Raw genomic sequence first — 21,091 nt, 5'->3', positions numbered from 1 at the left:
CAGTGATCCGGTTCGAAAACCTGTCCAAGTCCTTCTGGGTCCGGGGCCAGCGCAAGCAGGTGATCGACGGGCTGAACCTGACGCTGCCCAGCGGCAAGTCGCTGGCGCTGCTGGGTCGCAACGGCGTGGGCAAGACCACGCTGCTGCAAATTATCGCCGGGATCCTTTCCGCCGATTCGGGGCGCATCGTCACCGACGGCACGATTTCCTGGCCGGTCGGCTTCTCGGGATCGACCCACGGCCAGTTGACCGGCGCGCAGAATGTGCGGTTCGTGGCGCGCGTCTATGGCGTGGATGGCGACGAGCTGACCGATTTCGTCGAACACTTCGCCGAGCTGGGCAATCACTTCTACATGCCGATCTCGACCTATTCGTCGGGGATGAAGGCGCGGCTGGCCTTCGGCATGTCGATGGGCATCCGCTTCGACACCTATCTGATCGACGAGACGACGGCCGTGGGCGATGCCGATTTCCAGCGCAAAAGCCGCGCCGTGTTCATGGAACGGGTGAAGTCGTCTAGCGCCATCATGGTCAGCCACCAAACCCGTCAGGTGCGCCGGTTCTGTTCGTCCGGGCTGGTGATGACGCGCGGCGGCCATATCGAGTATTTCGAGGATATCGACGAGGCCATTGAGCGCCATGAATCGCTGCTGCTGCGCGGTCGCTGACCGCCTTTGTCAGGCAAGCGCGAACCCGGTCAGATCCGTCACATCCTCCAGCAGCAGCGAATCGCCGTTGCCGAAATCGAACAGCACGCCGTCCCGCGTCAGGCTGGCGAACGTGTCGGGCAGCCGGTCGTCGCGGATGCCCGCCAGATCGGCCAGCGTCGCGTCGAAACTCAGCGCGTCCTCGGACAGGGCGAAGTCGGTGATCCGGTCCGCGCCGAAGCCCAGCGCGAAGACGAAGACATCGCGCCCGGCATCGCCTGTCAGCACGTCGCGCCCCGCGCCGCCCTTCAGGATGTCCGCGCCGTCGCCGCCCCGCAGAACGTCGTTGCCGCGCCCCCCGTCCAGCAGGTCGTTGCCGCGTCCGCCCCGGATCGTGTCGCCATGCGTGCCACCCGACAGCGTGTCGGCACCGCCGCCGCCGGCGATCCGGTCGCGTCCCAGCCCGCCATGAATGTCGTCGCGCCCCCGGCCGCCCGACAGCGTGTCGGCGTGCATTCCGCCCAGCAGTCTGTCGTGACCGCCGCCGCCGGCGATCGTGTCGCGCCCGCGGCCGCCGAAGACCGTATCGCCCCCCGCGTTGCCGGGCTGGCCCGTATCGCGATAGGTGTCGTCGCCGCCGCCCAGCCGCGCGATGTCGGCGCCGCGCCCGCCGAATACCGTATCGTCGCCGCGCCCGCCGATCAGCCTGTCGTCGCCGCGCCCGCCCCGCAGGTCGTCGTCGCCGTTGCGGCCGTTCAGGATGTGCCCTTCGTCCCCCGCGATCAGCCTGTCGTCGCCGCCGCCGCCAAGCGCCCGTTCGATCCGCACTCCGGCGGCGATGGTGAAGCCGCCCGCGATTCCATCCACGGCCGAGATGAAACCGCCGCCGCCCTGTTCCGCCATCAGCGTCGCGGGGCGCAGGTCGATCACCGCGTCGCGGTTTCCGTCATGCCGGATCGTGTCGTCGCCGCCGCCGTCCCAGATCGACTGCCACCCCGTTCCCATGCGGTTCGCATCGGGCAGCAGATAGGTCGTCGCGCCTGCGGCATGGTCGTAATTCGCCCCGTACATCTTCTGCAACAGCGCAATGTCCAGCGCCATCGGGGTGAACTGGCTGCCCCAGTCGTCCACCGATGCAGGCGTGCCGACCGGCCCTTCGACAAAGCCGTCGATATAGCTCATCATAGTAAAGACCCCCTGATTGAGGCCGAACCGTCCCGTATCCGTGAACTCGTCGTAGATGCCCGGCAGCAGGGTGGACGATCCGCCCCGGTCGTGCGGATGCGCCAGGCCCAGCCCGTGCAGCAACTCGTGCACGATGGTCACGAAGCCCGCACCGCCCTGCGCCAGGTCGCCGCCCGGATGGCGGTCCCACATCGCGCCGTTGAACACGCCGATGCCCTCGTCGGGTTCGCCCGGCGGCATGAAGATGCCCAGAAACTCGCCGTCGATCTCGTCGGTATCCAGCGCCAGCACGAAATCCGCCGCGCGCCGGGACTGCACCACCTCGAATGTCAGGCCACTGACGGCCGAGATCAGATCGAAGGCCGCGCGAAATTGCGCCTGTTCATAGGCATTGAACCCCTCGGACCGGCCCGATTCGCCGTAAAGCCGGACGGTTTCGCCGGCCCCCGTGAAATATACGGTGACATGGGGGTCGGATACCGGCTCGCCCCAGTGGATCGTGTCCAGCGGATCGAACCCGCCGCCCGAACGGCCTGTGCGGTCTGACATGACGGCCTGTCCTCCAACCTCGAATCACCGGGGACGCCATTGCGTCGGTTTCTTCGCGATAGGGCCGAATGCGCGTTCGCGCAACGGATTGCCGCGCGGCGATTGTATCCGTGGCGCAAAGGTGCAAATCAGCCGGGCGACTGTGGAAAGGATGCCTTGAGATGCGGATCTTGCTGGTCGGGGCGGGGCTGTCGGGTGCCGTCATCGCGCGCGCGCTGGCCGAGGCGGGACACCGCGCGACGGTGATCGACGCGCGCGCCCATATCGCCGGCAACTGCCATACCGAGCGGGATGCCGAAACCGGCGTGCTGGTCCATGTCTACGGCCCCCATATCTTCCACACCGACGACGAAGGCGTGTGGGCCTATGTCAACCGCCATGCCCGCTTCCGGCCCTATCGCAACCGGGTGAAATCCACCGCGCAGGGGGCCGTCTATTCGCTGCCCATCAACCTGCACACGATCAACCAATTCTTCGGCCGCACGATGCGCCCGGACGAGGCCCGCCGTTTCATCGAGGCGCAGGCCGACACCTCGATCGCCGATCCCCGGACGTTCGAGGAACAGGCCCTGCGCTTCGTCGGTCCCGACCTCTATCGGGCCTTCTTCAAGGGCTATACCGAAAAGCAATGGGGCTGTTCGCCCGCCGACCTGCCCGCCTCGATCCTCAAGCGCCTGCCGGTGCGGTTCAACTACGACGACAACTATTTCTTCCACCGTTTCCAGGGCATGCCCGAGGACGGCTATACCCCGGTGGTCGCCTCGATCCTCGATCATCCGGGCATCGACGTGCATCTCGACACGCCGTTCGTTTCCGACATGGCCGCCCGCCACGATCACGTCTTCTGGTCCGGCCCGCTGGACGGCTATTTCGGCTACGACCTCGGGCGGCTCGGCTACAGGTCGCTGACGTTCGAGCGATTCCGCGCGACCGGCGACTGGCAGGGATGCGCGGTGATGAATTACGGCGACCCCGACGTGCCTTTCACCCGCATCACCGAGCACAAGCATTTCGCGCCGTGGGAAACCCACGAAGGCAGCGTGCTTTACCGCGAATATTCCAAGGCCTGCGGTGCCGACGACACGCCCTATTACCCGATCCGCCTGGTGCGGGAAAAGGCGCTGCTGTCGCAATACGTCGCCCGCGCCGCCGGCACCGGAAACGTCACTTTCGTCGGGCGGTTGGGCACCTATCGCTATCTCGACATGGACGTCACCATCCGCGAGGCCTTGAATGCGGCCGACGCGTTCCTGCATGCTGTGCAGGCGAACGCGCGGCCGCCGGTCTTTTCCGCCGATCCGGCCTGAGCGACGCGATCAGACGATGTCGATCGCGTCGGCCAGCCTGTCCAGGCCGGTCACGTCGTCCAGCATCAGCGTGTTGCCGCCGCCGAAGTCAAACAGCACCCCGTCGCGCGTCTGCGACGCATAGCGGTCCACGACATCCTGCGCGTCCATCTGCCCGCGCCACAGGTCGTCGTTCAGATGCAGCCTGTCTTCCGCCAGATCGAAGTCGCGGATGACGTCGTTCTGCGCCTTGGCATCGAAGACGAAGGTATCGTGCCCCGTGCCGCCCACCATCGTGTCGTTCCCGCTGCCGCCATAGATCGTGTCGTCGCCCGATCCGCCCTTCAGCACGTCGTGCATCCGCCCGCCGGAAATGCTGTCGTCGCCGCGCTGGCCGAAGAAACGGTCGTTGCCGCCGCCGCCCTCGATCGTGTCGTTGCCACTTCCCGCGCGCACCACGTCGCGGCCGCGAAACCCGTTCTGGCCGCTGTCCTGATAAAAGTCGTTGCCGCCGCCCATGAGCACACGGTCGCGGCCCGTTCCGCCCTTGATGAAATCGTCGCCCGATCCGCCGCGGATGGTGTCGTTCCCGGCCCCGCCATAGATCGCGTCGTCGCCGGTTCCGCCGAAGAAGCGGTCATTGCCGCCGCGCCCCTTGATGGTGTCGTCGCCGGCCCCGCCGCGCACGATGTCCTGTCCCAGCCTTCCGCCCTGACCGTGATCGAGATAGAGGTCGTCGCCGTCCCCCATATTCACCTTGTCGCGCCCCAGCCCGCCGGTGATTGTGTCGTCTCCGCCACCCCCGGCGATGGTGTCGTGGCGCTTGCCGCCGTCGATCCAGTCGTCGCCATCCCCGCCCTTCAGCGTGTCGGACCGCCCGGTTCCCTTGATCCGCTGGCCGTCATCCGGCGCAGGGGGCGCTTCGGCGCCGCTTTGCAGGCCGTCGGCGGTCACGACACGGTCGGCGAACCGGAACCGTTCCACCGAATAGAACACGTCCGTTCCGGCATCGGACCGGATGCGCACGCCGCCATCGGACAGATGCGCGATCCGCGCCGGATCCCAATCCGCGCCGATGACGGCGGTATCGGTTCCCTTGCCGCCGTCGATCGTGTCGTTGCCGCCGCGACCGTCCAGCAGGTCGTCGCCGCCGGCCCCGCGCAGGTGATCGTCGCCCGTGCCGCCGGTCAGCCGGTCGGCCTTGTCGCCGCCCAGCAGATCCAGATCCACGGTGCCGTGCGTCATTCCGAAGTTCTGCGTGACCATCAGCGAATCGCGGGTGTTGAACTTGTCGAAGGCGAATGCGCCGTCGTCGATACCGATGCCGACATGGGTGTATTTGTCCGACAGGATGTTGGCCCGGTGTCCGGGGCTTTTCATCAGGCTGTCGAACATGTCGTCGATTTCGTCGAACCACGATCCGTCGTCGTTCAGCGACTGGATGGCAAGGTTCTCGCCCGTCGCCCATCCGCCCGACAGATCGAAACCGGCGGCCTCGATCCGTTCCGTGGCCTTCGTCCCCTCGACCCCGGTATGCGAGAATGTGTCGGTCTCGAGCACCCAGTCGCTGTGCCGGTCGGCGGACAGGTTCAGGTTCAGTTCCATCTTCAGCGCGCCAAGGCCGTGTTCCGCGCGCGCCGCGTTCACCAGCCCCAGCATGTAATGTTCGAATTCCGTTGCGGCAGCCATGCGTCATCTCCTTCCGGGGTCGATCCTTTCGGGATGGATGCCCGCGGATCTGGACGGTTTGAGGGCGCTGTCGTGACGTCCCGATGTCGGTCGGTCGGATCGGGATATTAACGCCGGTCCCTTGCAGGGCGGCAAGGCGCGCGGTCCCGCATCGGCGGATCGTCGCAGGTCAGTCGGCGATCCGGGTGGATCGTCGCATGTCTTCGGGCTGCATTCCCTCGCGGTCCAGGGCCCGGTCCCAGTAAGCCTGCGATGTCAGCGGATCGTAGGCCGCGCGCCATTGCGCGACCAGATCGGCCCGCCGCCGATAAAGCCGCCACAGATTGCGCGCCATGCGCCGGCCCTGCCGCCAGGCCGCCGCCTTGGAATGGGCGACGGTGTAATGCTGCCCGTCGCCGCTCAGGACGGTGATGCGCGCGGCCCCCCACATCCGCCGCACCGCGCCCCGGTCCGCCGCGTCCAGCGTGATCCGGTTGCCGAACCTGCCGAAGAACGGCAGCAGATGGCCGTTCGCCGTCAGCTTCATCAGCCAGCGCGCGGCAGGATTGTCGGGGTTCAGCGCGATGCGGTCCTGCGGCAGGGGGTCCGTCGACGGTTTCCACGCCTCGGCATGCCGCAGCGCGGCCAGTTGCGGGCGGCGGCGCGCCATGTCGGCATCCTCGGCCATCCGCATCGGGCCGTCGATCACATCCTCGACCGCCAGATTGATCGCCGCCAGCGTCTCGTAATGCAGGCGGATCAGGTTCCGGGCGAAGAACCAGACCGGCAGCCGCAGCAGCGTCCGCGCGCCGCTGTCGAGGTTCGGCAGCGACAGGTGATGCGCAAGGTGGCTGCGCAGGTCGAGATACCAGACCAGCGGGCTTTCCTTGCCGGTGAATCCGTCCTGAAACGACACCACGCCCGGCGGGCGCGCGATATCGAAATCGTGGACCAGCGAAAAGCTGACATCGTCGCCGCGCACGAAGAACGGATAGGGCAGGTGGCGCACCGGCCGAACCGGAAAGGCGAAGAACCACCATCCGCCGTAAAGATGGGGCGGATTGGCCCCGAACCCGCCCCGGATCGCCTCGGCCGCCTCGTCGGGATCGCGCAGGTCGGCCCCGTTGTCGATGGGGTGGCATCCGCCATCGAAGGTCGCGCCGTTTTCCCAAAGAATGCCCGGCTTGCCCGCGTCGATCATCGCGCCGGCCACCGCCGTATCGGGGTTCGTCGCCCAGGCCAGAAACGTCCAAGTCCGCTCGATGCTGTCCATGTGGATCGCGGCGTCGTCGTCCATGAACAGCACATGGCTGGCCCCCGCCGCGCGCGCCTCGATCAGACCGCGCGCGAACCCGCCGGCCCCGCCCAGGTTGCGGTTGGCGATCACTGTGACGCCGCGGCCCGCCCCGACCCCCGAGGGCCGGGCGCTGTCATGCCCGTTATCGACGACCTGAAGCCGGACATGCCCCCGCAGGGGCGACGCGGCCAGGTAATCCCTGAACCGCGCCACGGATCGCTGCACCGCCTCGGGTCGCCCGAACGTGGTGATCGACGCGACGAGGTCCGGCTGCCGCTGCGGCGCCCGCGCCGTCCGCCAGTCGATCGCGTCGATCCGCACCGCCGTCAGCGCCCGGATCTCGACATGCAGCAATCCCCGCCGCGTCGCCGGACCGATCCCGTCGATGCGATGACGCCATCCCGCATCCGCATCCAGATCGACCGTCCCCGCCCATAGCCGCACCGCCCCCGCGGGCTGGGACAGCACCACCGCGACCTCGACCCGTCCGCTGCCGCGCAGCACGACCGTCAGATCGTCCAGCCCGCAGCGATCCTGCCAGTCGCCCAGCGCGAAATAGTTGGAATACCCGTTCGTCCCCAGAAACCCGCCCGGTTCCAGCACGAACCCGTCCCCGTCGGTCTGCATGAAAAGGCGGGGCGGCGCGGGCAGGGCGGGATCGGGGCGGATCAGCCGCTGAACCGTATGAAGACCGTCCTGCGCCTGCAACGGATGGGGCATCAGCCGCGGTCTTTTGCGGCGCCCGCCTTGCGCGGGTTGACGACCGCGCCCTTCTCGATCAGCGCCTCGAACAGCGGTGCCACGAAGCGCGCCATCAGCACTTCGGGATCGGCGGGCAGGGTCAGGCTGGCCAGCGGCGCGTCCTCGGGCGGCAGCGGGTCCAGAAACAGCGCGTCGCGGTCCAGATAATGCCGCGCTACCGCCGCGTTGCCGTCCGCATAACGCGCCATCACCGCGCGCCGCAGTCCCGGCTCCATCAGCAGCTCGCTCTGCTTGCCCTTGTGGCCCAGGCTGCGGCGATCCACCGTCTCGCAGGCCGAAGCCAGCGCGTTGCGCACATCCGTCGCGGCGCGGTCCAGCGGCAGCAATCGCATGAACTCGGCCATCTGCGGCGACCGGCTGGAATTGACATGCGGCACCTTGCGCGCCTCGCTCATGTCGCGCAGCCCCACCGCCCGGCAGAAGGCCAGGACCGGCCCGTCCGGCATCTGCCCCTTCTCGAAGACCAGCGGCACGATGTTTTCCGCGCCGAACAGCCCCGCGACATGCGCAAGGAAGCGGTCGTAATGGATCCAGTGAAATTCCTCGGACCGGGCCAGGAACTCGGGAAAGGTGACATGCGCCAGGCTGTCGTTCCATTGCCACTTGATGTTCTGCAGATACCAGCTTTCCAGCCAGGTATCCTGCCGCCGCATGGCATAGACGACGCGGACATCGAAATGCCGGCGCAGCGCGGCCAGCGGCGACAGGTCGCGCCGCATCGCCACGTCCTCGTCGCTCAGGATGGCGGTATGCACGTCCTGCCCGCGCGCGGCATCGTTCAGCGCCCCCGCCACCTGCGCCGCGCTGCGCTTGCCGGCGAAGACCTCGTTCATCAGGTCCATGTGCCGCCGCACGCCGAACGGATAGAGGTATCCCTGTTTCAGCAGCGCGGGCGCGTTGTTGTGCAGGAACCGCTGGGTCGAACTGGTCGCCGTGCGATGGGCGCCGATATGCAGGTAAAGCGTGCGCAGCATGGCGTTCCGAATCCCGTTATGCCGCGTCCGCGGTCCTTCGTGCGCGCCGATATTTCAGAACGGCCCCGCGATGGCAACCGGCGGCCGCCGCCCCGGCCCTAGCTGACAAGGCCGCGCACCGCCCCCATCCCCTGCGCCAGCAGGGTCTCGGCGCGGGCGGGCGTGTCCGCCTCGGCATAGACGCGCAATTCCGGCGCGTTGCCCGAGGGGCGCAGATGGATGATATTCCCGTCCCCGTCCGTCAGACGCAATCCGTCGGTGACATCCGCCCGGATGCCCCCCGCCAGCCCGGCCCGTCCGGCGAATTGCGACCGTGCGGCGCCGTCGTCCGTCAGCCGCGCCACCAGCGCCAGCGACCGGTTGGTTGGCACGTCCTGCACCCGGTCCGTCGCGGTAAAGCGCGCAGGCTCGGCACCGACGCGCTGCGACAGCGGGGCGTCGCCCGCCGCGACGATGGGAAGAAAGCTGTCCCGCGTCATCAGCGGCGACAGCGTTCCGCCCGGCGCATCGGCCGCGAATCCCAGCAGGAAGCCGCCATTCGCCTCGTATCCCGCGACGTTCAGGGCGCCGTCGCGCATCGCGTCCTGCATCGCGGCGATGACATGGGGCGATCCGATCCGGGTGCGGATGACGGCATCGAAGCCCTTCCGTTCGGCCCCCGTATTCGACGATACCGGCGTCACCACCGTGCGCGCGCCCAGCGTCTCGGCCACGATCTGTCCCAGGACGTCGCCGGCGATCATCCGGCCCTTTTCGTCGCACAGCATGGGGCGGTCGCTGTCGCCGTCCGTCGATGCGATCGCATGCAGATCGTGTTCGGACGTCCACGCGGCCAGTTGCGCCCTGGCCGCCGGATCCACCGCTTCGGTATCGACGGGGATGAACGTGTCGGACCGGCCAAGCTCCACCGTCACAGCCCCCAGACCGCGCAGCATGTCCGCCAGCAGGTCGCGGCCCACCGCAGAATGGCTGAAGATGCCAATGCGCCGGCCCGTCAACGCCCCCGCCCCGAAGGCATCGACATACCGTGCCGCGAACCGCGCACCCGCCTGCGGATCGTCGGATCCCCTGCCTGTCCCGTCAGCGGCGGGCGGGGTGCCCGACAGCGCCGCGGTGATCGCCGCTTCCTCCTGCTTCGTGATCTCGCCTGCGCGGGTATAGAATTTCAGCCCGTTGCGGTCCGCCGGGATATGGCTACCCGTGACCATGATCGCGCCGGCCCCCGCATCCAGCGCCGCCATCGCCAGCGCGGGCGTCGGCACCAGGCCGCAATCGACCGTGTCCAGCCCCGCCTTCCGCGCGGCCTGACCGACGGCGGCGGCGATGCGGGGCGAACTGTCGCGCAGGTCGCGCCCGATGCAGACCGTGCCGCCGCTGTCGCAGACCGACGCGAAGGCCCGCACATGCGCGGCGATCAGGCTGTCGGTCAATTCCACCGCCAGACCGCGCAGGCCGCTGGTTCCGAACTTTGGGGGCATGGCGCGCTCCGGGGGCAGGGCAAAGCATGAATCTGTCCCATCGCCGCCGCGCCGTAAAGCGCCCTATGCGCGGCTTTCGGGTCGCGTATCGGCAGGGCGCTGGCGAAGCTGGGCCGAAACCGACGAAAGGTGCCCGCCATGACAGCAACCCTCCAGCCACCCGCCCCCGCCATCGGCCCGATGGGATCCGGCGCCTGTGCGATGCTTGTCGTCCTGTCGGTCCTCTGGGGCGGATCGTTCTTCTTCGTCGAACTGGCGGTACGCGAACTGCCCACGCTGACCATCGTGCTGCTGCGGGTTTCGCTTGCGGCATCCGTCCTCTGGGCTGCCGTCGCGGTTCTGGGCCGCCCGCTGCCGCGTGACGCGTCGGTATGGCTGGCCTTCCTCGTTATGGGGCTTCTCAACAATGTGGTTCCCTTCGGCCTGATCGTCTGGGGCCAGCAGACGATCGGCTCGGGCCTTGCTTCGATCCTCAACGCGACGACGCCGCTTTTCACGATGGCCGTCGCGGCACTGTTCCTGGCCGATGAACGGCTAGTCCGGCGCAAGGCGGTGGGGATGGCGCTCGGCCTCGGGGGCGTGGTGGCGGTGATCGGCCCCGGTGCGCTGGCGGGTCTGCAAGACAACGTGCTGGCGCAGATCGCCTGTCTGGGCGGCGCGCTGTCCTATGCCGTGGCGGGGGTCTTCGGGCGGCGATTCGGACGGCTGGGTGTCGATCCGGTCGTCGTGGCCGCGGGGCAGGTGACGGGCGCGACCCTGATCCTCGGCCCCGCCGCGCTGATCGTCGATCGCCCCTGGACGCTGGCCGCGCCTTCGGCAACGACCGTCGCGGCGATTGTCGGGCTGGCGGTCCTTTCGACCGCGTTGGCCTATATCCTCTACTTCCGGCTTCTGGGGATCGCGGGCGCGACGAACCTGTTGCTGGTGACGTTCCTCATTCCCGTCTCGGCCATAACGCTCGGCGTGACCCTTCTGGGCGAATCGCTGGGTGCCATGCAGATCGCCGGACTGGCGCTGATCGGTACGGGGCTGGCGGTCATCGACGGACGGCTTGGCGGTCTTTTGCGGCGCAAGGCGATCCGCTGAAACCGCGCGGCCGCTCCTACGCTGGTCTTACGCTTCTCTTACGTTTATCCGATGCCCCGAAACAGGGTGGCCACAGCCGCCGCCGCCACAACGGAACAAGGACGTTTTCGATGCGCATCGTCATGATCGGGACCGGCTATGTCGGCCTCGTCTCTGGTATCTGCTTTTCCGATTTCGGCCACGATGTCGTCTGCGTGGACAAGGATGCAAGCAAGATCAAACGCTTGAACGCGGGCGAGGTGCCGATCTACGAACCGGGACTCGAGGATCTGATGTCGCGGAACGTCGATGCCGGGCGGCTTCGGTTCACCACCGACCTGGCCGCCGCCCTCAAGGGCGCGCAGGCCGTCTTCATCGCCGTCGGCACCCCCACCCGCCGAGGTGACGGCCACGCCGACCTGACCTACGTCATGGCCGCCGCCGACGAAGTCGCCCGCGCTGTCGAGGGACCCGTTGTTATCGTTACGAAATCCACCGTTCCCGTCGGCACCAATCGCAAGGTGGCCGAGGTGATCCGCGCCGCGAATCCGACCCTGGACTTCGACGTGGCCAGCAACCCCGAATTCCTGCGCGAAGGGGCCGCCATTGACGATTTCATGCGCCCCGACCGCGTCGTCGTCGGCGTCCAGACCGAACGCGCCGGCCAGATCATGGCCGACATCTATCGCCCTCTTTTCCTTCGCGAATTTCCGATCCTCGTGACCGATCTGGAATCGGCCGAGATGATCAAATACGCCGCGAACGCCTTTCTGGCGACCAAGATCACCTTCATCAACGAGATTGCGGCACTGTGCGAGGCGGTCGGGGCGGACATCAAGCAGGTCAGCCGCGGCATCGGGCTGGACAACCGTATCGGCAACAAGTTCCTGCATGCCGGCCCCGGCTATGGCGGGTCGTGCTTTCCCAAGGATACCAAGGCTTTGGCCCGGATCGGTCAGGAACATGGCCGCCCCATGCGCATCACCGAGACGGTGATCGAGGTGAACGAGGACGCCAAGCGCCGGATGATCGACAAGCTGCGCGATCTTTGCGGCGGTTCGTTCAATGGCAAGACGGTCGCGGTGCTGGGCGTGACGTTCAAGCCCAACACCGACGACATGCGCGATGCACCGTCGCTGACCATTGTTCCGGCCCTCGTGGGCGGCGGCGCGAAGGTGCGCGTCACCGATCCCCAGGGCCGCCACGAGGGCGAGGCGCTGCTGCCCGGCGTAACCTGGTGCGACGATGCCTATGCCGCCGCGAAGGACGCCGATCTGTTGGTGATCCTGACCGAATGGAACGAGTTCCGCGCGCTGGATCTGGGCCGTATCGCCGGCGAAATGGCGACGCGGCACATGGCCGATCTGCGCAACATCTATTCGGTGGACGACGCGCGGGATGCGGGGTTCGACGCCTATGTCCCCGTCGGGCGGGCCGCGATGAACGCGGCCTGATCCGTCACAGCCCGTAATAGTCGCGATACCACGCGACGAACCGGGCGACGCCATCGCGGAAATCGGTCTGCGGGCGGTATCCGGTCAGCGCCGCCAGCAGCGCGGCATCGGCCCATGTGGCGGGAACGTCGCCCTGCTGCATCGGCATCATGTTGCGGATGGCCGTGCGGCCCGTCGCCTCTTCGATGGCGGCGACGAAATCCATCAAACGCACCTTGTCCGAGTTGCCGATATTCACCACCCGCCACGGGGCGACCGGCGACAGGGTGTCGCCCGCGACAGACGCCCCGTCGCGCTGTCCGGGCAGGGGCGGAACGGCGTCGATCAGCAGCGCGATACCGCGCACCAGATCGTCCACATAGGTGAAGTCGCGCCACATCTTGCCGTGATTGTAGATGTCGATGGGTTCCCCCGTCAGGATGGCGCGGGCGAACTTGAAATAGGCCATGTCGGGCCGTCCCCACGGGCCGTAGACCGTGAAGAAGCGAAACATCGTGGTCGGCAGGTCATGCAGATGCGACCAGGCATGACCCATCGCCTCGTTCGCCTTCTTGGTCGCGGCATAGATCGTCAGCGGGTGGTCGGCCTTGTCGGTTTCGGCATAGGGAAGATCGGTATTGGCGCCATAGACGGAACTGGTCGAGGCCATCAGAAGGTGGCGGACCGCATGGTCGCGGGCGATCTCCATCACGTTGAAGGTGCCGGTGACGTTCGTTTCCACATAAGCGCGCGGATTGTCGAGGCTGTAGCGCACGCCGGCCTGCGCGGCCAGATGGACGATCACGTCGGGTCGCGCAGCGTCGGCGGCACGGGCCAGGGCCGCGCGATCCTCCAGCAACGCCTCGGTCGCGGTGAACCGGTCAAATCGCGACAACGCTTCGTGCCGCCGCCGTTTTAGCGTGACATCGTAATAGTCGGTCATCCCGTCGAAGCCGGCGACGTTCCAGCCATCGTCAAGAAGGCGCCGGGCCAGATGGAATCCGACGAATCCGGCCGTCCCGGTGATGAACGCACTACGCATCGGCGGTGACGAAGGGGCTTTCCACCTCGTTCAGCAGCGGGGCCGCCGCGTCCTTGGCCGACAGGATGGCATCGGCGGGGTCGATGCGCCAGTCGATGCCGATGGCCGGATCGTCCCAGCGCACCGCGCCGTCATGCCGCGGCGAATAGGGGGCCGAGCATTTATAGGCGATCTCGGTCGCATCCTTGCGGGTGACGAAACCGTGCAGGAACCCTTGGGGGATCAGCAGTTGGCGGCCGTCCTCCTCGGTCAGATCGACAGCGACCCATCGGCCGAACGTCGCGCTGCCGGAACGGAAATCGACCGCCACATCGGTCAGTGCGCCGCGCGCGCAGCGGACCAGCTTGGCCTGGGCGGCAGGCGGCGATTGGTAGTGCAGACCCCGCACCGTTCCCGCGCGGGCCGAGAAGGAATGGTTGTCCTGCACCCAATCCGTCGTGATGCCGTGTTCGGCCAGCGTCGCGCGGTTCCAGCTTTCGGCGAACCAGCCGCGCGCATCGCCGTGGCGGCGCGGCGTCAGGATCAGCACGCCGTCCAGTGCGGTCTGTTCGATCTGCATGTCAGGTCTGCGCCCCCGTCCGTCCCTTGGCCAGATCGTCGAAGGCGCGCAGGCGGGCGATCAGCGGCTCCATCCGGTCCACCGGGATCATGTTCGGCCCGTCGGACGGCGCGCGGTCGGGATCCTGATGCGTTTCGATGAACAGCGCGGCAACGCCGATTGCGCAGGCCGCCGTGGCGAGAACAGGCGCGAATTCGCGCTGCCCGCCGCTGGTCGCGCCTATGCCGCCCGGCTGCTGCACCGAGTGGGTCGCGTCGAAGACCACCGGCCAGCCCGTCCGCGCCATGATCGGCAAGGCCCTGAAATCGCTGACAAGGGTGTTATAGCCGAACGACGTGCCGCGTTCGCAGAGCAGGATGCGCGCATTGCCGGTGCTTTCGATCTTGGCGGCGACATTCGCCATGTCCCAGGGCGCCAGGAACTGCCCTTTCTTGACGTTGACCGCCGCCCCGGTTTCGCCGGCCGCCAGTAGCAGGTCGGTCTGGCGCGACAGGAAGGCGGGGATTTGCAGAACGTCGCAAACCTCGGCCGCGCGCGCGCAATGATCGGGAAGATGCACGTCGGTGAGGACCGGACAGTCGAATTCCTCGCGGATGCGGCCCAGAATCTCCAGCCCCGCCTCGATCCCCAGACCGCGCCGGGTGCCGATGGAGGATCGGTTCGCCTTGTCGTAACTGGCCTTGAAGATGAACCGCGTCCCCGTGGGCGCGCAGGCCGTGGAGATTCGGTCCGCCATCATCCGCGCATGATCAAGGCTTTCCAGTTGGCACGGCCCGGTGATCAGGGCGATGGGCGCGTCACCGCCCACGTCTATCGTCCCGATGCGGACGATGCGCGGCTGGATTTCCGGGTGAAGGGGCATATCGGTCATGCGCGCCGCTTACCCCGCCGGTCCGTCCACGGCAACAGGTCGGTCCAGACCATAGGGCCGGTCGCCTTGCAGGGACGGGATTTGCCGCCGGGCGGCATCCACGGCAGCCAGGTCGAGATCGACCGTGGCAAGGCCCGGATCGTCGCCACCCATATCGACCAGCACCTCGCCCCATGGCGACACGACCATGGCATGTCCCCAGGTCCGCCGTCCGTCCGCATGGGGGCCGACCTGCGCCGCGGCGATGACGAAGGCGCCCGTCTCGATGGCACGGGCCCTCAGCAGAACCTCCCAATGGGCGCGGCCGGTCGGGACGGTGAAGGCCGAGGGCACGAACAGCAACACCGCACCGGCGCGGGCATAGTCGCGATAAAGCTGCGGAAAGCGCAGATCGTAGCAGATACTCAACCCGGCCAGCCCCCAGGGCGTGCCGGCCAGAACGGCGCGGGCCCCGGCGGCGAATCGCCGCGATTCGCCTGTCGGGGGGCGTCCTTCGAGGAACACGTCGAACAGGTGGATCTTGTCGTAGGATGCGACGATGCCGCCATCCGGCCCGATCAGGTCCGCATGGTTGAGATAGCGGTCGCCGCCGGGCGCAAGAACCGGGGTCGATCCGGTATGGATCCAGAGGCGGTGCCGGGCGGCTTCTTTGCGGCAGGCCGCGACGAACGGGTCCGCCGCATGGGTCGTGACCTGACGCCGGGATTGTTCGGGGTCGCGGTTCATCAGGCCGGCGACTTCGGGCAGGGCCAGCAGTTGCGCCCCGTCTTTCGCGGCCCGCGATGCGGCCTCGCGCATCCAGGCGATGTTGTCGGCATGGTTGTCGGCCGATGTCATCTGCGCAAGGCACAGCTGAAGCGCGGTCACGGGCGGATGTCCGGTATCATCGCCCCGATCGCCCGAAGGTGGCCCGGCGGGGCGGCGATGGCGGCCGCCGAAAGCTCGTCCACGGCGGCGTCCGGATCGTCGCAAAGCCTGTCCACAAGGCCGATCGTCAGCGCCTCGGCGGCGTCGATGCGGGCACCGCCCAGCAGGATCAGTCTGGCGCGGGCAGGGCCGACCAGCGCGGCCAGCCGCGCCGGATCGGAGGGTTGCGGCAGATAGCCCAGCCGCAGGACCGGATAGAAGAACCGGGCCTGCCGTGTGGCGATCCGCAGGTCGCAGGCCAGCGCCATGCCCATCGCCCCGCCGGCGCAGGGTCCGTTCAGCGCCGCAATGCTAAGGCCGGGAAGGTCGGCCACGGCGCGCGACACGTCTTCCCACAAGCCCGAAGTCGCCAGCCCGTCGGCGGCTTCGCCCAGATCGGCCCCGGCGCTGAACGTGCCGCCTGCGCCTGCAAGAACGACGGCGCGGTCGGCTTCGGTCGCGTTGCGCAATTCGGCCAGCAACGCCGTCAGCATCGCCGCGGTCAGGGCATTGGCCTTGTCGGGGCGGTCGAGGGTCAGGCGCAGGATGCCGCCTTGGCGGGTGGCGGTGATGCGACCGTCGCCCATGTCAGGCGGTCAGGCCGATGCGGGCGCGGATGGCGTCGTCGCGCAGCGAGACCTCCTTGCCCAGCCAGTCGTCGGCATCGGTGCCGCACATCCACAACAGGGCGCGGGCGGGCCAGTCGGGGGGGATGTGGACGCTCCAGTCAAGCTGGCTGACGGGATTGACGCCGCTTTGCCGGATGTCGCGCTGCATCTGCGTGGCGACGGTGCCGGGCGACAGGCCCATGACGCGCAGGCCCCGGCCGCGCCCTTCCTTGTCGGCGCAGGCGGTCAGCATCGCGGCGGCGGATTTGGACGCGCAATAGGCCGACCATCCTTCCAGCGCGTTGTGCGCCGCCCCGGACGAGACCGTCAGGATCGTGCCCGAGCGTTGTTCGAGCATCACCGGCATCGCCGCACGCATGCCGTGAAACACGCCTTTGACGTTGATATCTATACAGGAACTCCATGCCTCGGGATCGGCCCGCGACAGCATGGCGATGGGGTCTATGACGCCCGCATTGTTGATCAGGAAATCGAGGCGGCCGAAGGTCTGGAGGGTGGCGCCTATGGCGGCTTCGACTTCCCAGAAGCGGCTGACGTCGCAGGTGACGGCGAGGGCGCGGTCGGCGCCCAGTTCGCCGGCAAGCGCGCCGATGGCGTCGGCGCTGCGCGCCAGCAGCACGACGCGGGCGCCGGAATCGGCAAAAACCCTTGCCGTGGCTTCACCTATGCCCCGGCTTGCGCCGGTGATCAGCACCACCTTGCCATCCATGTCCTGCATCGGCCCCTCCTGCAATCCGCCGGGCGAGGCTAGGACGGAACGGGGCGCTTTGGCCAGCGGGGATGCCCCGCCGGCCATGATAATCGCGTAAGAGTCGCGTCGGAGTTCCGTCGGACCCCCGCGCTATTGTCCGCGGGCGAATTCGGGATACGCCTCCATCCCCAGTTCGGCCACGTCGAGGCCCGCGATCTCGTCCTCGGGCGAGGCGCGCAGGCCGGTCAGCCGGTCGATGACCAGCCACGCGGCCAGGCTGGTCGCGAAGACGAAGCCGCCCACCGCCAGAAGCCCCAGCGACTGCGCCCCGAAGCTGGCGGCGTCGTTGGTCAGCGGCACCGCCATCGTGCCCCAGATGCCCGCCAGCAGATGCACCGGGATCGCGCCCACCACGTCGTCGATCCGCAGCCGGTCCAGCATCGGCACCGCGAAGACGACGATGCCGCCGCCGACCGCGCCGATCAGGGTGGCGCCGCCCAGCGACGGCATCAGCGGTTCGGCGGTGATCGACACCAGACCGGCAAGCGCGCCGTTCAGCACCATCGTCAGATCGACCTTGCCATAGACGAGCTGCGTCAGCGCAAGGGCGGCCAGCGCACCGCCCGCCGCCGCGGCGTTGGTGTTGGCGAAGATGCGGCTGACATCGCTGATGTCGCCCACGGTTCCGGCGGCAAGCTGCGACGCGCCGTTGAAGCCGAACCAGCCCAGCCACAGGATGAACGTGCCCAGCGTCGCCAGCGCCAGATTGCTGCCGGGCATCGGCACCGCGCGGCCGCCCGGATACCGGCCGATCCGCGGTCCCAGCACGATGGCGCCCGCCAGCGCGGCGAAACCGCCCGCCGCATGGACCAGCGTGGACCCGGCGAAGTCCGAAAAGCCCGCATCGGCCAGCCAGCCGCCGCCCCACTGCCACGACGCCTCGATCGGATAGATGAAGCCGGTCAGCAGCACGGTGAAGCCGAGGAACGGCCAGAGCTTGATCCGTTCGGCCAGCGTGCCCGACACGATGGAGGCGGTGGTCGCGCAGAACATCAACTGAAAGAAGAAGTCCGATCCCGCCGAGGCATAGTCGAGCGCGGCGTCGTCGGCCGTCAGCCCCACCGCGTCGAGCACCGTGGGGGAAAAGAGCGGGCCGAGAACCCCCGCGACCGTCCAGTCGGCGGGATACATCAGGCCGAAGCCGGTCAGGTAATACATCGTCGCCGCCAGCGAGAAGAGCGCCACGTTCTTGGTCAACTGCATGGTGACGTTCTTGGACCGGACGAGCCCGGCTTCGAGCATGGCAAAGCCCGCGGCCATCCAGAAGACCAGAAAGCCGCCGACCAGAAACAGCAGCGTCGTCAGGATGTAGGGCGCGACATCGGGCGGGGCCGCATCCTGCGCCTGGGCGATGCCCGACATCGCAAGAAGCGCGCAAGGCGACAGGTGAAAGACGGTCTTCATTCTCAATATTCCCTTTGGCGTGATGCCGGCAAGCGGTGCCGGACCGTCGCAGCGGACCGGCAGCGGGCCATCCCGCGCAAGGCTGCGGTCGCTGATCGCGCTGCGCTGCGGCGAATTTCAGACGGTCCTGCCTGCATTTCGGGCAAATCGACGCGTTTTTGGGCAGGGACGAATCGCTTGCGGTTCCGAACGGCGTTTCTATATCGCGCGGGTTCGGTGTAGGGTCGCCGAGAGCAGATCAGGCAAGGTCCCGCAGATGGCCACCTCCGGCAAAGGCAGATCGCCCCTCGTGGCGCCGAAACGCACGCGCAAGGCCCCGGCCAGACCCGCCCCCCGCCGCAGGCCGGCGGTGCGGCGCGGCGGGCGGCGGCGCGGGCCGCTGGCATGGATCGGCGCGGTGATCCGCTGGGCGTTCCGGCTGGTGGGCGGGCTGGCGGTGCGCGGGGCGGCGGTGCTGGCGCTGATCCTGGGGGTCGCGGTCTATTATTTCTATACGACGCTGCCCCCGGTCGAGGAATTGCTGGACGGGCGGGCGCGCGGATCGGTGACGATGCTGGACCGCGACGGCGCGATCTTCGCCTGGCGCGGCGAACAGTTCGGCGGCCAGATCGACGCCGCGACCATTTCGCCCAACCTGCGCAATGCCGTCATCGCCACCGAGGATCGCCGGTTCTATCGCCATTTCGGCGTGTCGCCGCGCGGCGTGGCCAGCGCGGTGGCGATCAACCTGCGCGAAGGGCGCGGGCCGCTGTCGGGCAACGGCGGATCGACGATCACCCAGCAGACCGCCAAGCTGCTGTGCCTCGGCGTGCCCTACGATCCGGCGGTCTGGGAGACCGAAGCGGAATACGAGGCCGATTGCCGCGAGGGATCGCTTTGGCGCAAGGTCAAGGAAGCCGTCTATGCGATGGCGATGGAAGCCAAGTATTCCAAGAACGAGATCCTGACGATCTATCTGAACCGGGCGTTCCTTGGGGCCGGATCGCGCGGGTTCGAGGCGGCGGCGCAGCGCTATTTCGGCAAGTCCGCCAACCAGGTCACGCCGGCCGAGGGCGCGATGCTGGCCGGGCTGCTGGTGGCGCCCACGCGCTATGCGCCGACCAACGATCTGCAACGCAGCCAGGACCGCGCATCGGTGATCATCGGCCTGATGGAGCGCGAGGGCTATCTGACCCCCGAGGAGGTGCGCGAGGCGCGCGCGCATCCGGCTGAGCTTTCGGCGGCGGCCGAGGCGCGGGCGGGCGGCTATTTCGCCGACTGGGTGATGACGGACGCGCCCGATTTCCTGACGCGCAAGACCACCGAGGACGTGATCCTGCGGACCACCTTCGATCCGCGCATCCAGCGGGCGGCGGAAAGCGCGCTGGACTACATCTTCGACGCCAAGGTGCGCGAGGGCAGCAAGGCGCAGGCCGCCATCGTGGTGATGAGCGCCGACGGCGCGGTGCGCGCGATGGTGGGGGGGCGCAAGTTCAAGGGCGTGGCGGGGCAGTTCAACCGCGCCATCATGGCCAAGCGGCAGACCGGATCGGCGTTCAAGCCCTTCGTCTATGCCGCGGCGCTGGAGCTGGGCTATAGCCCCAACGACCGGGTGATGGACGCGCCGCTGACGCTGAACATCCCCGGATCGGGCCCGTGGTCGCCGCGCAACTATACCGGCGAATACCGCGGCGAGATCACGCTGACCGAGGCGCTGGAGCACAGCATCAACACCGCCGCCGTGCGCGTGTCCGAAGCGGTGGGCCGCGAGAACGTGCGCAAGGTGGCGTCGGATTTCGGGATCGATTCGGATCTGGCGGCGGGGCCTGCCCTGGCGCTGGGCGCGTCCGAATCGACGCTGCTGGAGATGACGGGCGCCTATGCGGGGATCCTGAACGGCGGATCGTCGGTCGAGCCCTACGGCCTGGTCGAGCTGCGGCTGAAGGGCAACGACACGCCGCTGATCGGCCAGACGGGGGGCCTGGGCGAGCGGGTGATCTCGCAGGACGCGGCGCAGCAGCTGACCTGGATGATGAGCCGGGTGATCGAGGCGGGAACCGGGCAGCGCGCGCGGCTACCGGGACGCGAGGCGGCGGGCAAGACCGGCACGACGCAGGCGTCGCGGGATGCGTGGTTCGTGGGGTTCACCGCCGATTACGTGGCGGGGGTGTGGATGGGCTATGACGACAACACGCCGCTGAAGGGCGTGACGGGCGGCGGCCTGCCGGCGGAGATCTGGCAAGAAGCGATGTCGCGCATCAGCGAGGGGCTGCCGGCGCGGCCGCTGCCGATGGCGGGCCCGCGCGCGCCCGCCATGCAACACGCGCAGCCCTATGCGGCGGCCCCCGTCTATGGCGGCGGGGGGGCGGTGGCGCAGTCGGGCGGTGTGCCGGCGCGCGGCGAATCGTTCCCCGACGCGGCCGAGAGGCTGCTTCAGGACGTGCTGGGCGGGCTTTTCGGGCGCTGAGGCGCGTCGGCAAGCGCCCGCACCTCGGCCAGCGTCATGTCGGTGCGGCGGGCGACGCCGTCGCGCAGGGCGCGGTGCAGCAGCCGCAGATAAGCGGGCGCGTCGGCGCCGTAGCGCGCGGCGGCGCGGCGCCGACGCG

General features: G+C 68.3%; 17 protein-coding genes. 5 read left to right on the top strand and 12 right to left on the bottom strand.

Features of this window, described 5'->3' with window-relative positions; translation table 11 throughout:
• Window positions 1-2 precede the first annotated feature (2 nt).
• On the top strand, window positions 3-668 hold the full coding sequence (locus tag OCGS_RS06895; protein WP_007426516.1) for an ABC transporter ATP-binding protein: 666 nt from the start codon (window positions 3-5) through the stop codon (window positions 666-668).
• Window positions 669-677: 9 nt separating this feature from the next.
• Here the strand turns inward: OCGS_RS06895 and OCGS_RS14525 are convergent, their stop codons facing one another.
• Window positions 678-2,381: a M10 family metallopeptidase gene (locus tag OCGS_RS14525; protein ID WP_007426515.1), complete on the bottom strand. Its 1,704-nt coding sequence runs from the start codon at window positions 2,379-2,381 to the stop codon at window positions 678-680.
• A gap of 161 nt (window positions 2,382-2,542) precedes the next feature.
• Here OCGS_RS14525 and glf point away from each other — a divergent pair, with 161 nt between their 5' ends.
• Window positions 2,543-3,688: a UDP-galactopyranose mutase gene (gene glf, locus OCGS_RS06885; RefSeq protein WP_007426514.1), complete on the top strand. Its 1,146-nt coding sequence runs from the start codon at window positions 2,543-2,545 to the stop codon at window positions 3,686-3,688.
• A 9-nt stretch (window positions 3,689-3,697) separates the two neighbouring features.
• Here the strand turns inward: glf and OCGS_RS15520 are convergent, their stop codons facing one another.
• From OCGS_RS15520 to OCGS_RS06865, 4 genes are all read right to left on the bottom strand, one after another.
• Window positions 3,698-5,356, bottom strand: coding sequence for a CAP domain-containing protein (locus tag OCGS_RS15520; protein ID WP_007426513.1), 1,659 nt, complete (start codon window positions 5,354-5,356; stop codon window positions 3,698-3,700).
• Window positions 5,357-5,525: 169 nt separating this feature from the next.
• Window positions 5,526-7,352: a glycosyltransferase gene (locus tag OCGS_RS06875; protein WP_007426511.1), complete on the bottom strand. Its 1,827-nt coding sequence runs from the start codon at window positions 7,350-7,352 to the stop codon at window positions 5,526-5,528.
• Entirely contained in the window at window positions 7,352-8,368 is a 1,017-nt protein-coding gene (locus OCGS_RS06870) for a hypothetical protein (protein WP_007426510.1), read from the bottom strand. Before OCGS_RS06870 ends, OCGS_RS06875 begins: the two co-directional genes overlap by 1 nt.
• Window positions 8,369-8,466: 98 nt before the next feature.
• The gene (locus tag OCGS_RS06865; protein ID WP_007426509.1) at window positions 8,467-9,846 is read right to left on the bottom strand and encodes a phosphomannomutase; all 1,380 of its coding nucleotides are present in this window, start codon (window positions 9,844-9,846) and stop codon (window positions 8,467-8,469) included.
• Window positions 9,847-9,984: 138 nt separating this feature from the next.
• Here OCGS_RS06865 and OCGS_RS06860 point away from each other — a divergent pair, with 138 nt between their 5' ends.
• Together OCGS_RS06860 and OCGS_RS06855 are read left to right on the top strand one after the other, a co-directional pair.
• Window positions 9,985-10,932, top strand: a complete 948-nt coding sequence (locus tag OCGS_RS06860) for a DMT family transporter (RefSeq protein WP_238538232.1) — start codon at window positions 9,985-9,987, stop codon at window positions 10,930-10,932.
• Window positions 10,933-11,042: 110 nt separating this feature from the next.
• Window positions 11,043-12,365: a UDP-glucose dehydrogenase family protein gene (locus OCGS_RS06855; RefSeq protein ID WP_007426507.1), complete on the top strand. Its 1,323-nt coding sequence runs from the start codon at window positions 11,043-11,045 to the stop codon at window positions 12,363-12,365.
• A gap of 4 nt (window positions 12,366-12,369) precedes the next feature.
• On the opposite strand, the gene OCGS_RS06850 is transcribed toward OCGS_RS06855, so the two are convergent.
• The 7 genes from OCGS_RS06850 to OCGS_RS06820 all read right to left on the bottom strand — a co-directional run bounded on the left by OCGS_RS06850 (window position 12,370) and on the right by OCGS_RS06820 (window position 18,506).
• Entirely contained in the window at window positions 12,370-13,386 is a 1,017-nt protein-coding gene (locus OCGS_RS06850; protein ID WP_007426506.1) for an NAD-dependent epimerase/dehydratase family protein, read from the bottom strand.
• On the bottom strand, window positions 13,379-13,945 hold the full coding sequence (gene rfbC / locus OCGS_RS06845) for a dTDP-4-dehydrorhamnose 3,5-epimerase (protein ID WP_007426505.1): 567 nt from the start codon (window positions 13,943-13,945) through the stop codon (window positions 13,379-13,381). The genes OCGS_RS06850 and rfbC overlap by 8 nt, the downstream gene beginning before the upstream one ends.
• A gap of 1 nt (window position 13,946) precedes the next feature.
• Window positions 13,947-14,816: a 3-deoxy-8-phosphooctulonate synthase gene (gene kdsA / locus OCGS_RS06840; RefSeq protein WP_007426504.1), complete on the bottom strand. Its 870-nt coding sequence runs from the start codon at window positions 14,814-14,816 to the stop codon at window positions 13,947-13,949.
• Window positions 14,817-14,825: 9 nt separating this feature from the next.
• Window positions 14,826-15,683, bottom strand: a complete 858-nt coding sequence (locus tag OCGS_RS06835; protein ID WP_007426503.1) for a carbon-nitrogen hydrolase family protein — start codon at window positions 15,681-15,683, stop codon at window positions 14,826-14,828.
• A complete protein-coding gene (locus OCGS_RS06830; protein ID WP_007426502.1) occupies window positions 15,680-16,309 on the bottom strand; it encodes an enoyl-CoA hydratase/isomerase family protein in 630 nt (209 codons plus the stop codon). Before OCGS_RS06830 ends, OCGS_RS06835 begins: the two co-directional genes overlap by 4 nt.
• A gap of 1 nt (window position 16,310) precedes the next feature.
• The gene (locus tag OCGS_RS06825; RefSeq protein ID WP_007426501.1) at window positions 16,311-17,069 is read right to left on the bottom strand and encodes an SDR family oxidoreductase; all 759 of its coding nucleotides are present in this window, start codon (window positions 17,067-17,069) and stop codon (window positions 16,311-16,313) included.
• Between the two features lie 123 nt (window positions 17,070-17,192).
• On the bottom strand, window positions 17,193-18,506 hold the full coding sequence (locus tag OCGS_RS06820) for an ammonium transporter family protein (RefSeq protein WP_007426500.1): 1,314 nt from the start codon (window positions 18,504-18,506) through the stop codon (window positions 17,193-17,195).
• 256 nt (window positions 18,507-18,762) lie between these two features.
• On the opposite strand from OCGS_RS06820, the gene OCGS_RS06815 reads away from it, so the two are divergent.
• The gene (locus OCGS_RS06815; RefSeq protein ID WP_007426498.1) at window positions 18,763-20,952 is read left to right on the top strand and encodes a transglycosylase domain-containing protein; all 2,190 of its coding nucleotides are present in this window, start codon (window positions 18,763-18,765) and stop codon (window positions 20,950-20,952) included.
• The last annotated feature ends 139 nt before the right edge of the window (window positions 20,953-21,091 follow it).

Source organism: Oceaniovalibus guishaninsula JLT2003, from assembly GCF_000299575.1.
GTDB lineage: Bacteria > Pseudomonadota > Alphaproteobacteria > Rhodobacterales > Rhodobacteraceae > Palleronia > Palleronia guishaninsula.
This window is presented reverse-complemented; position numbering and strand designations above follow the sequence as displayed.

Bases quoted from the DNA above. Each gene is read 5' to 3' on its own strand.
- OCGS_RS06815 (WP_007426498.1), top strand. From the start codon at position 18,763: ATGGCCACCTCCGGCAAAGGCAGATCGCCCCTCGTGGCGCCGAAACGC.
- OCGS_RS06850 (WP_007426506.1), bottom strand. From the start codon at position 13,386: ATGCGTAGTGCGTTCATCACCGGGACGGCCGGATTCGTCGGATTCCAT.
- OCGS_RS06855 (WP_007426507.1), top strand. From the start codon at position 11,043: ATGCGCATCGTCATGATCGGGACCGGCTATGTCGGCCTCGTCTCTGGT.
- OCGS_RS06860 (WP_238538232.1), top strand. From the start codon at position 9,985: ATGACAGCAACCCTCCAGCCACCCGCCCCCGCCATCGGCCCGATGGGA.
- kdsA (WP_007426504.1), bottom strand. From the start codon at position 14,816: ATGACCGATATGCCCCTTCACCCGGAAATCCAGCCGCGCATCGTCCGC.
- OCGS_RS06875 (WP_007426511.1), bottom strand. From the start codon at position 7,352: ATGCCCCATCCGTTGCAGGCGCAGGACGGTCTTCATACGGTTCAGCGG.
- OCGS_RS06870 (WP_007426510.1), bottom strand. From the start codon at position 8,368: ATGCTGCGCACGCTTTACCTGCATATCGGCGCCCATCGCACGGCGACC.
- OCGS_RS14525 (WP_007426515.1), bottom strand. From the start codon at position 2,381: ATGTCAGACCGCACAGGCCGTTCGGGCGGCGGGTTCGATCCGCTGGAC.
- rfbC (WP_007426505.1), bottom strand. From the start codon at position 13,945: ATGCAGATCGAACAGACCGCACTGGACGGCGTGCTGATCCTGACGCCG.
- OCGS_RS06865 (WP_007426509.1), bottom strand. From the start codon at position 9,846: ATGCCCCCAAAGTTCGGAACCAGCGGCCTGCGCGGTCTGGCGGTGGAA.
- OCGS_RS15520 (WP_007426513.1), bottom strand. From the start codon at position 5,356: ATGGCTGCCGCAACGGAATTCGAACATTACATGCTGGGGCTGGTGAAC.
- OCGS_RS06830 (WP_007426502.1), bottom strand. From the start codon at position 16,309: ATGGGCGACGGTCGCATCACCGCCACCCGCCAAGGCGGCATCCTGCGC.
- OCGS_RS06825 (WP_007426501.1), bottom strand. From the start codon at position 17,069: ATGCAGGACATGGATGGCAAGGTGGTGCTGATCACCGGCGCAAGCCGG.
- glf (WP_007426514.1), top strand. From the start codon at position 2,543: ATGCGGATCTTGCTGGTCGGGGCGGGGCTGTCGGGTGCCGTCATCGCG.
- OCGS_RS06820 (WP_007426500.1), bottom strand. From the start codon at position 18,506: ATGAAGACCGTCTTTCACCTGTCGCCTTGCGCGCTTCTTGCGATGTCG.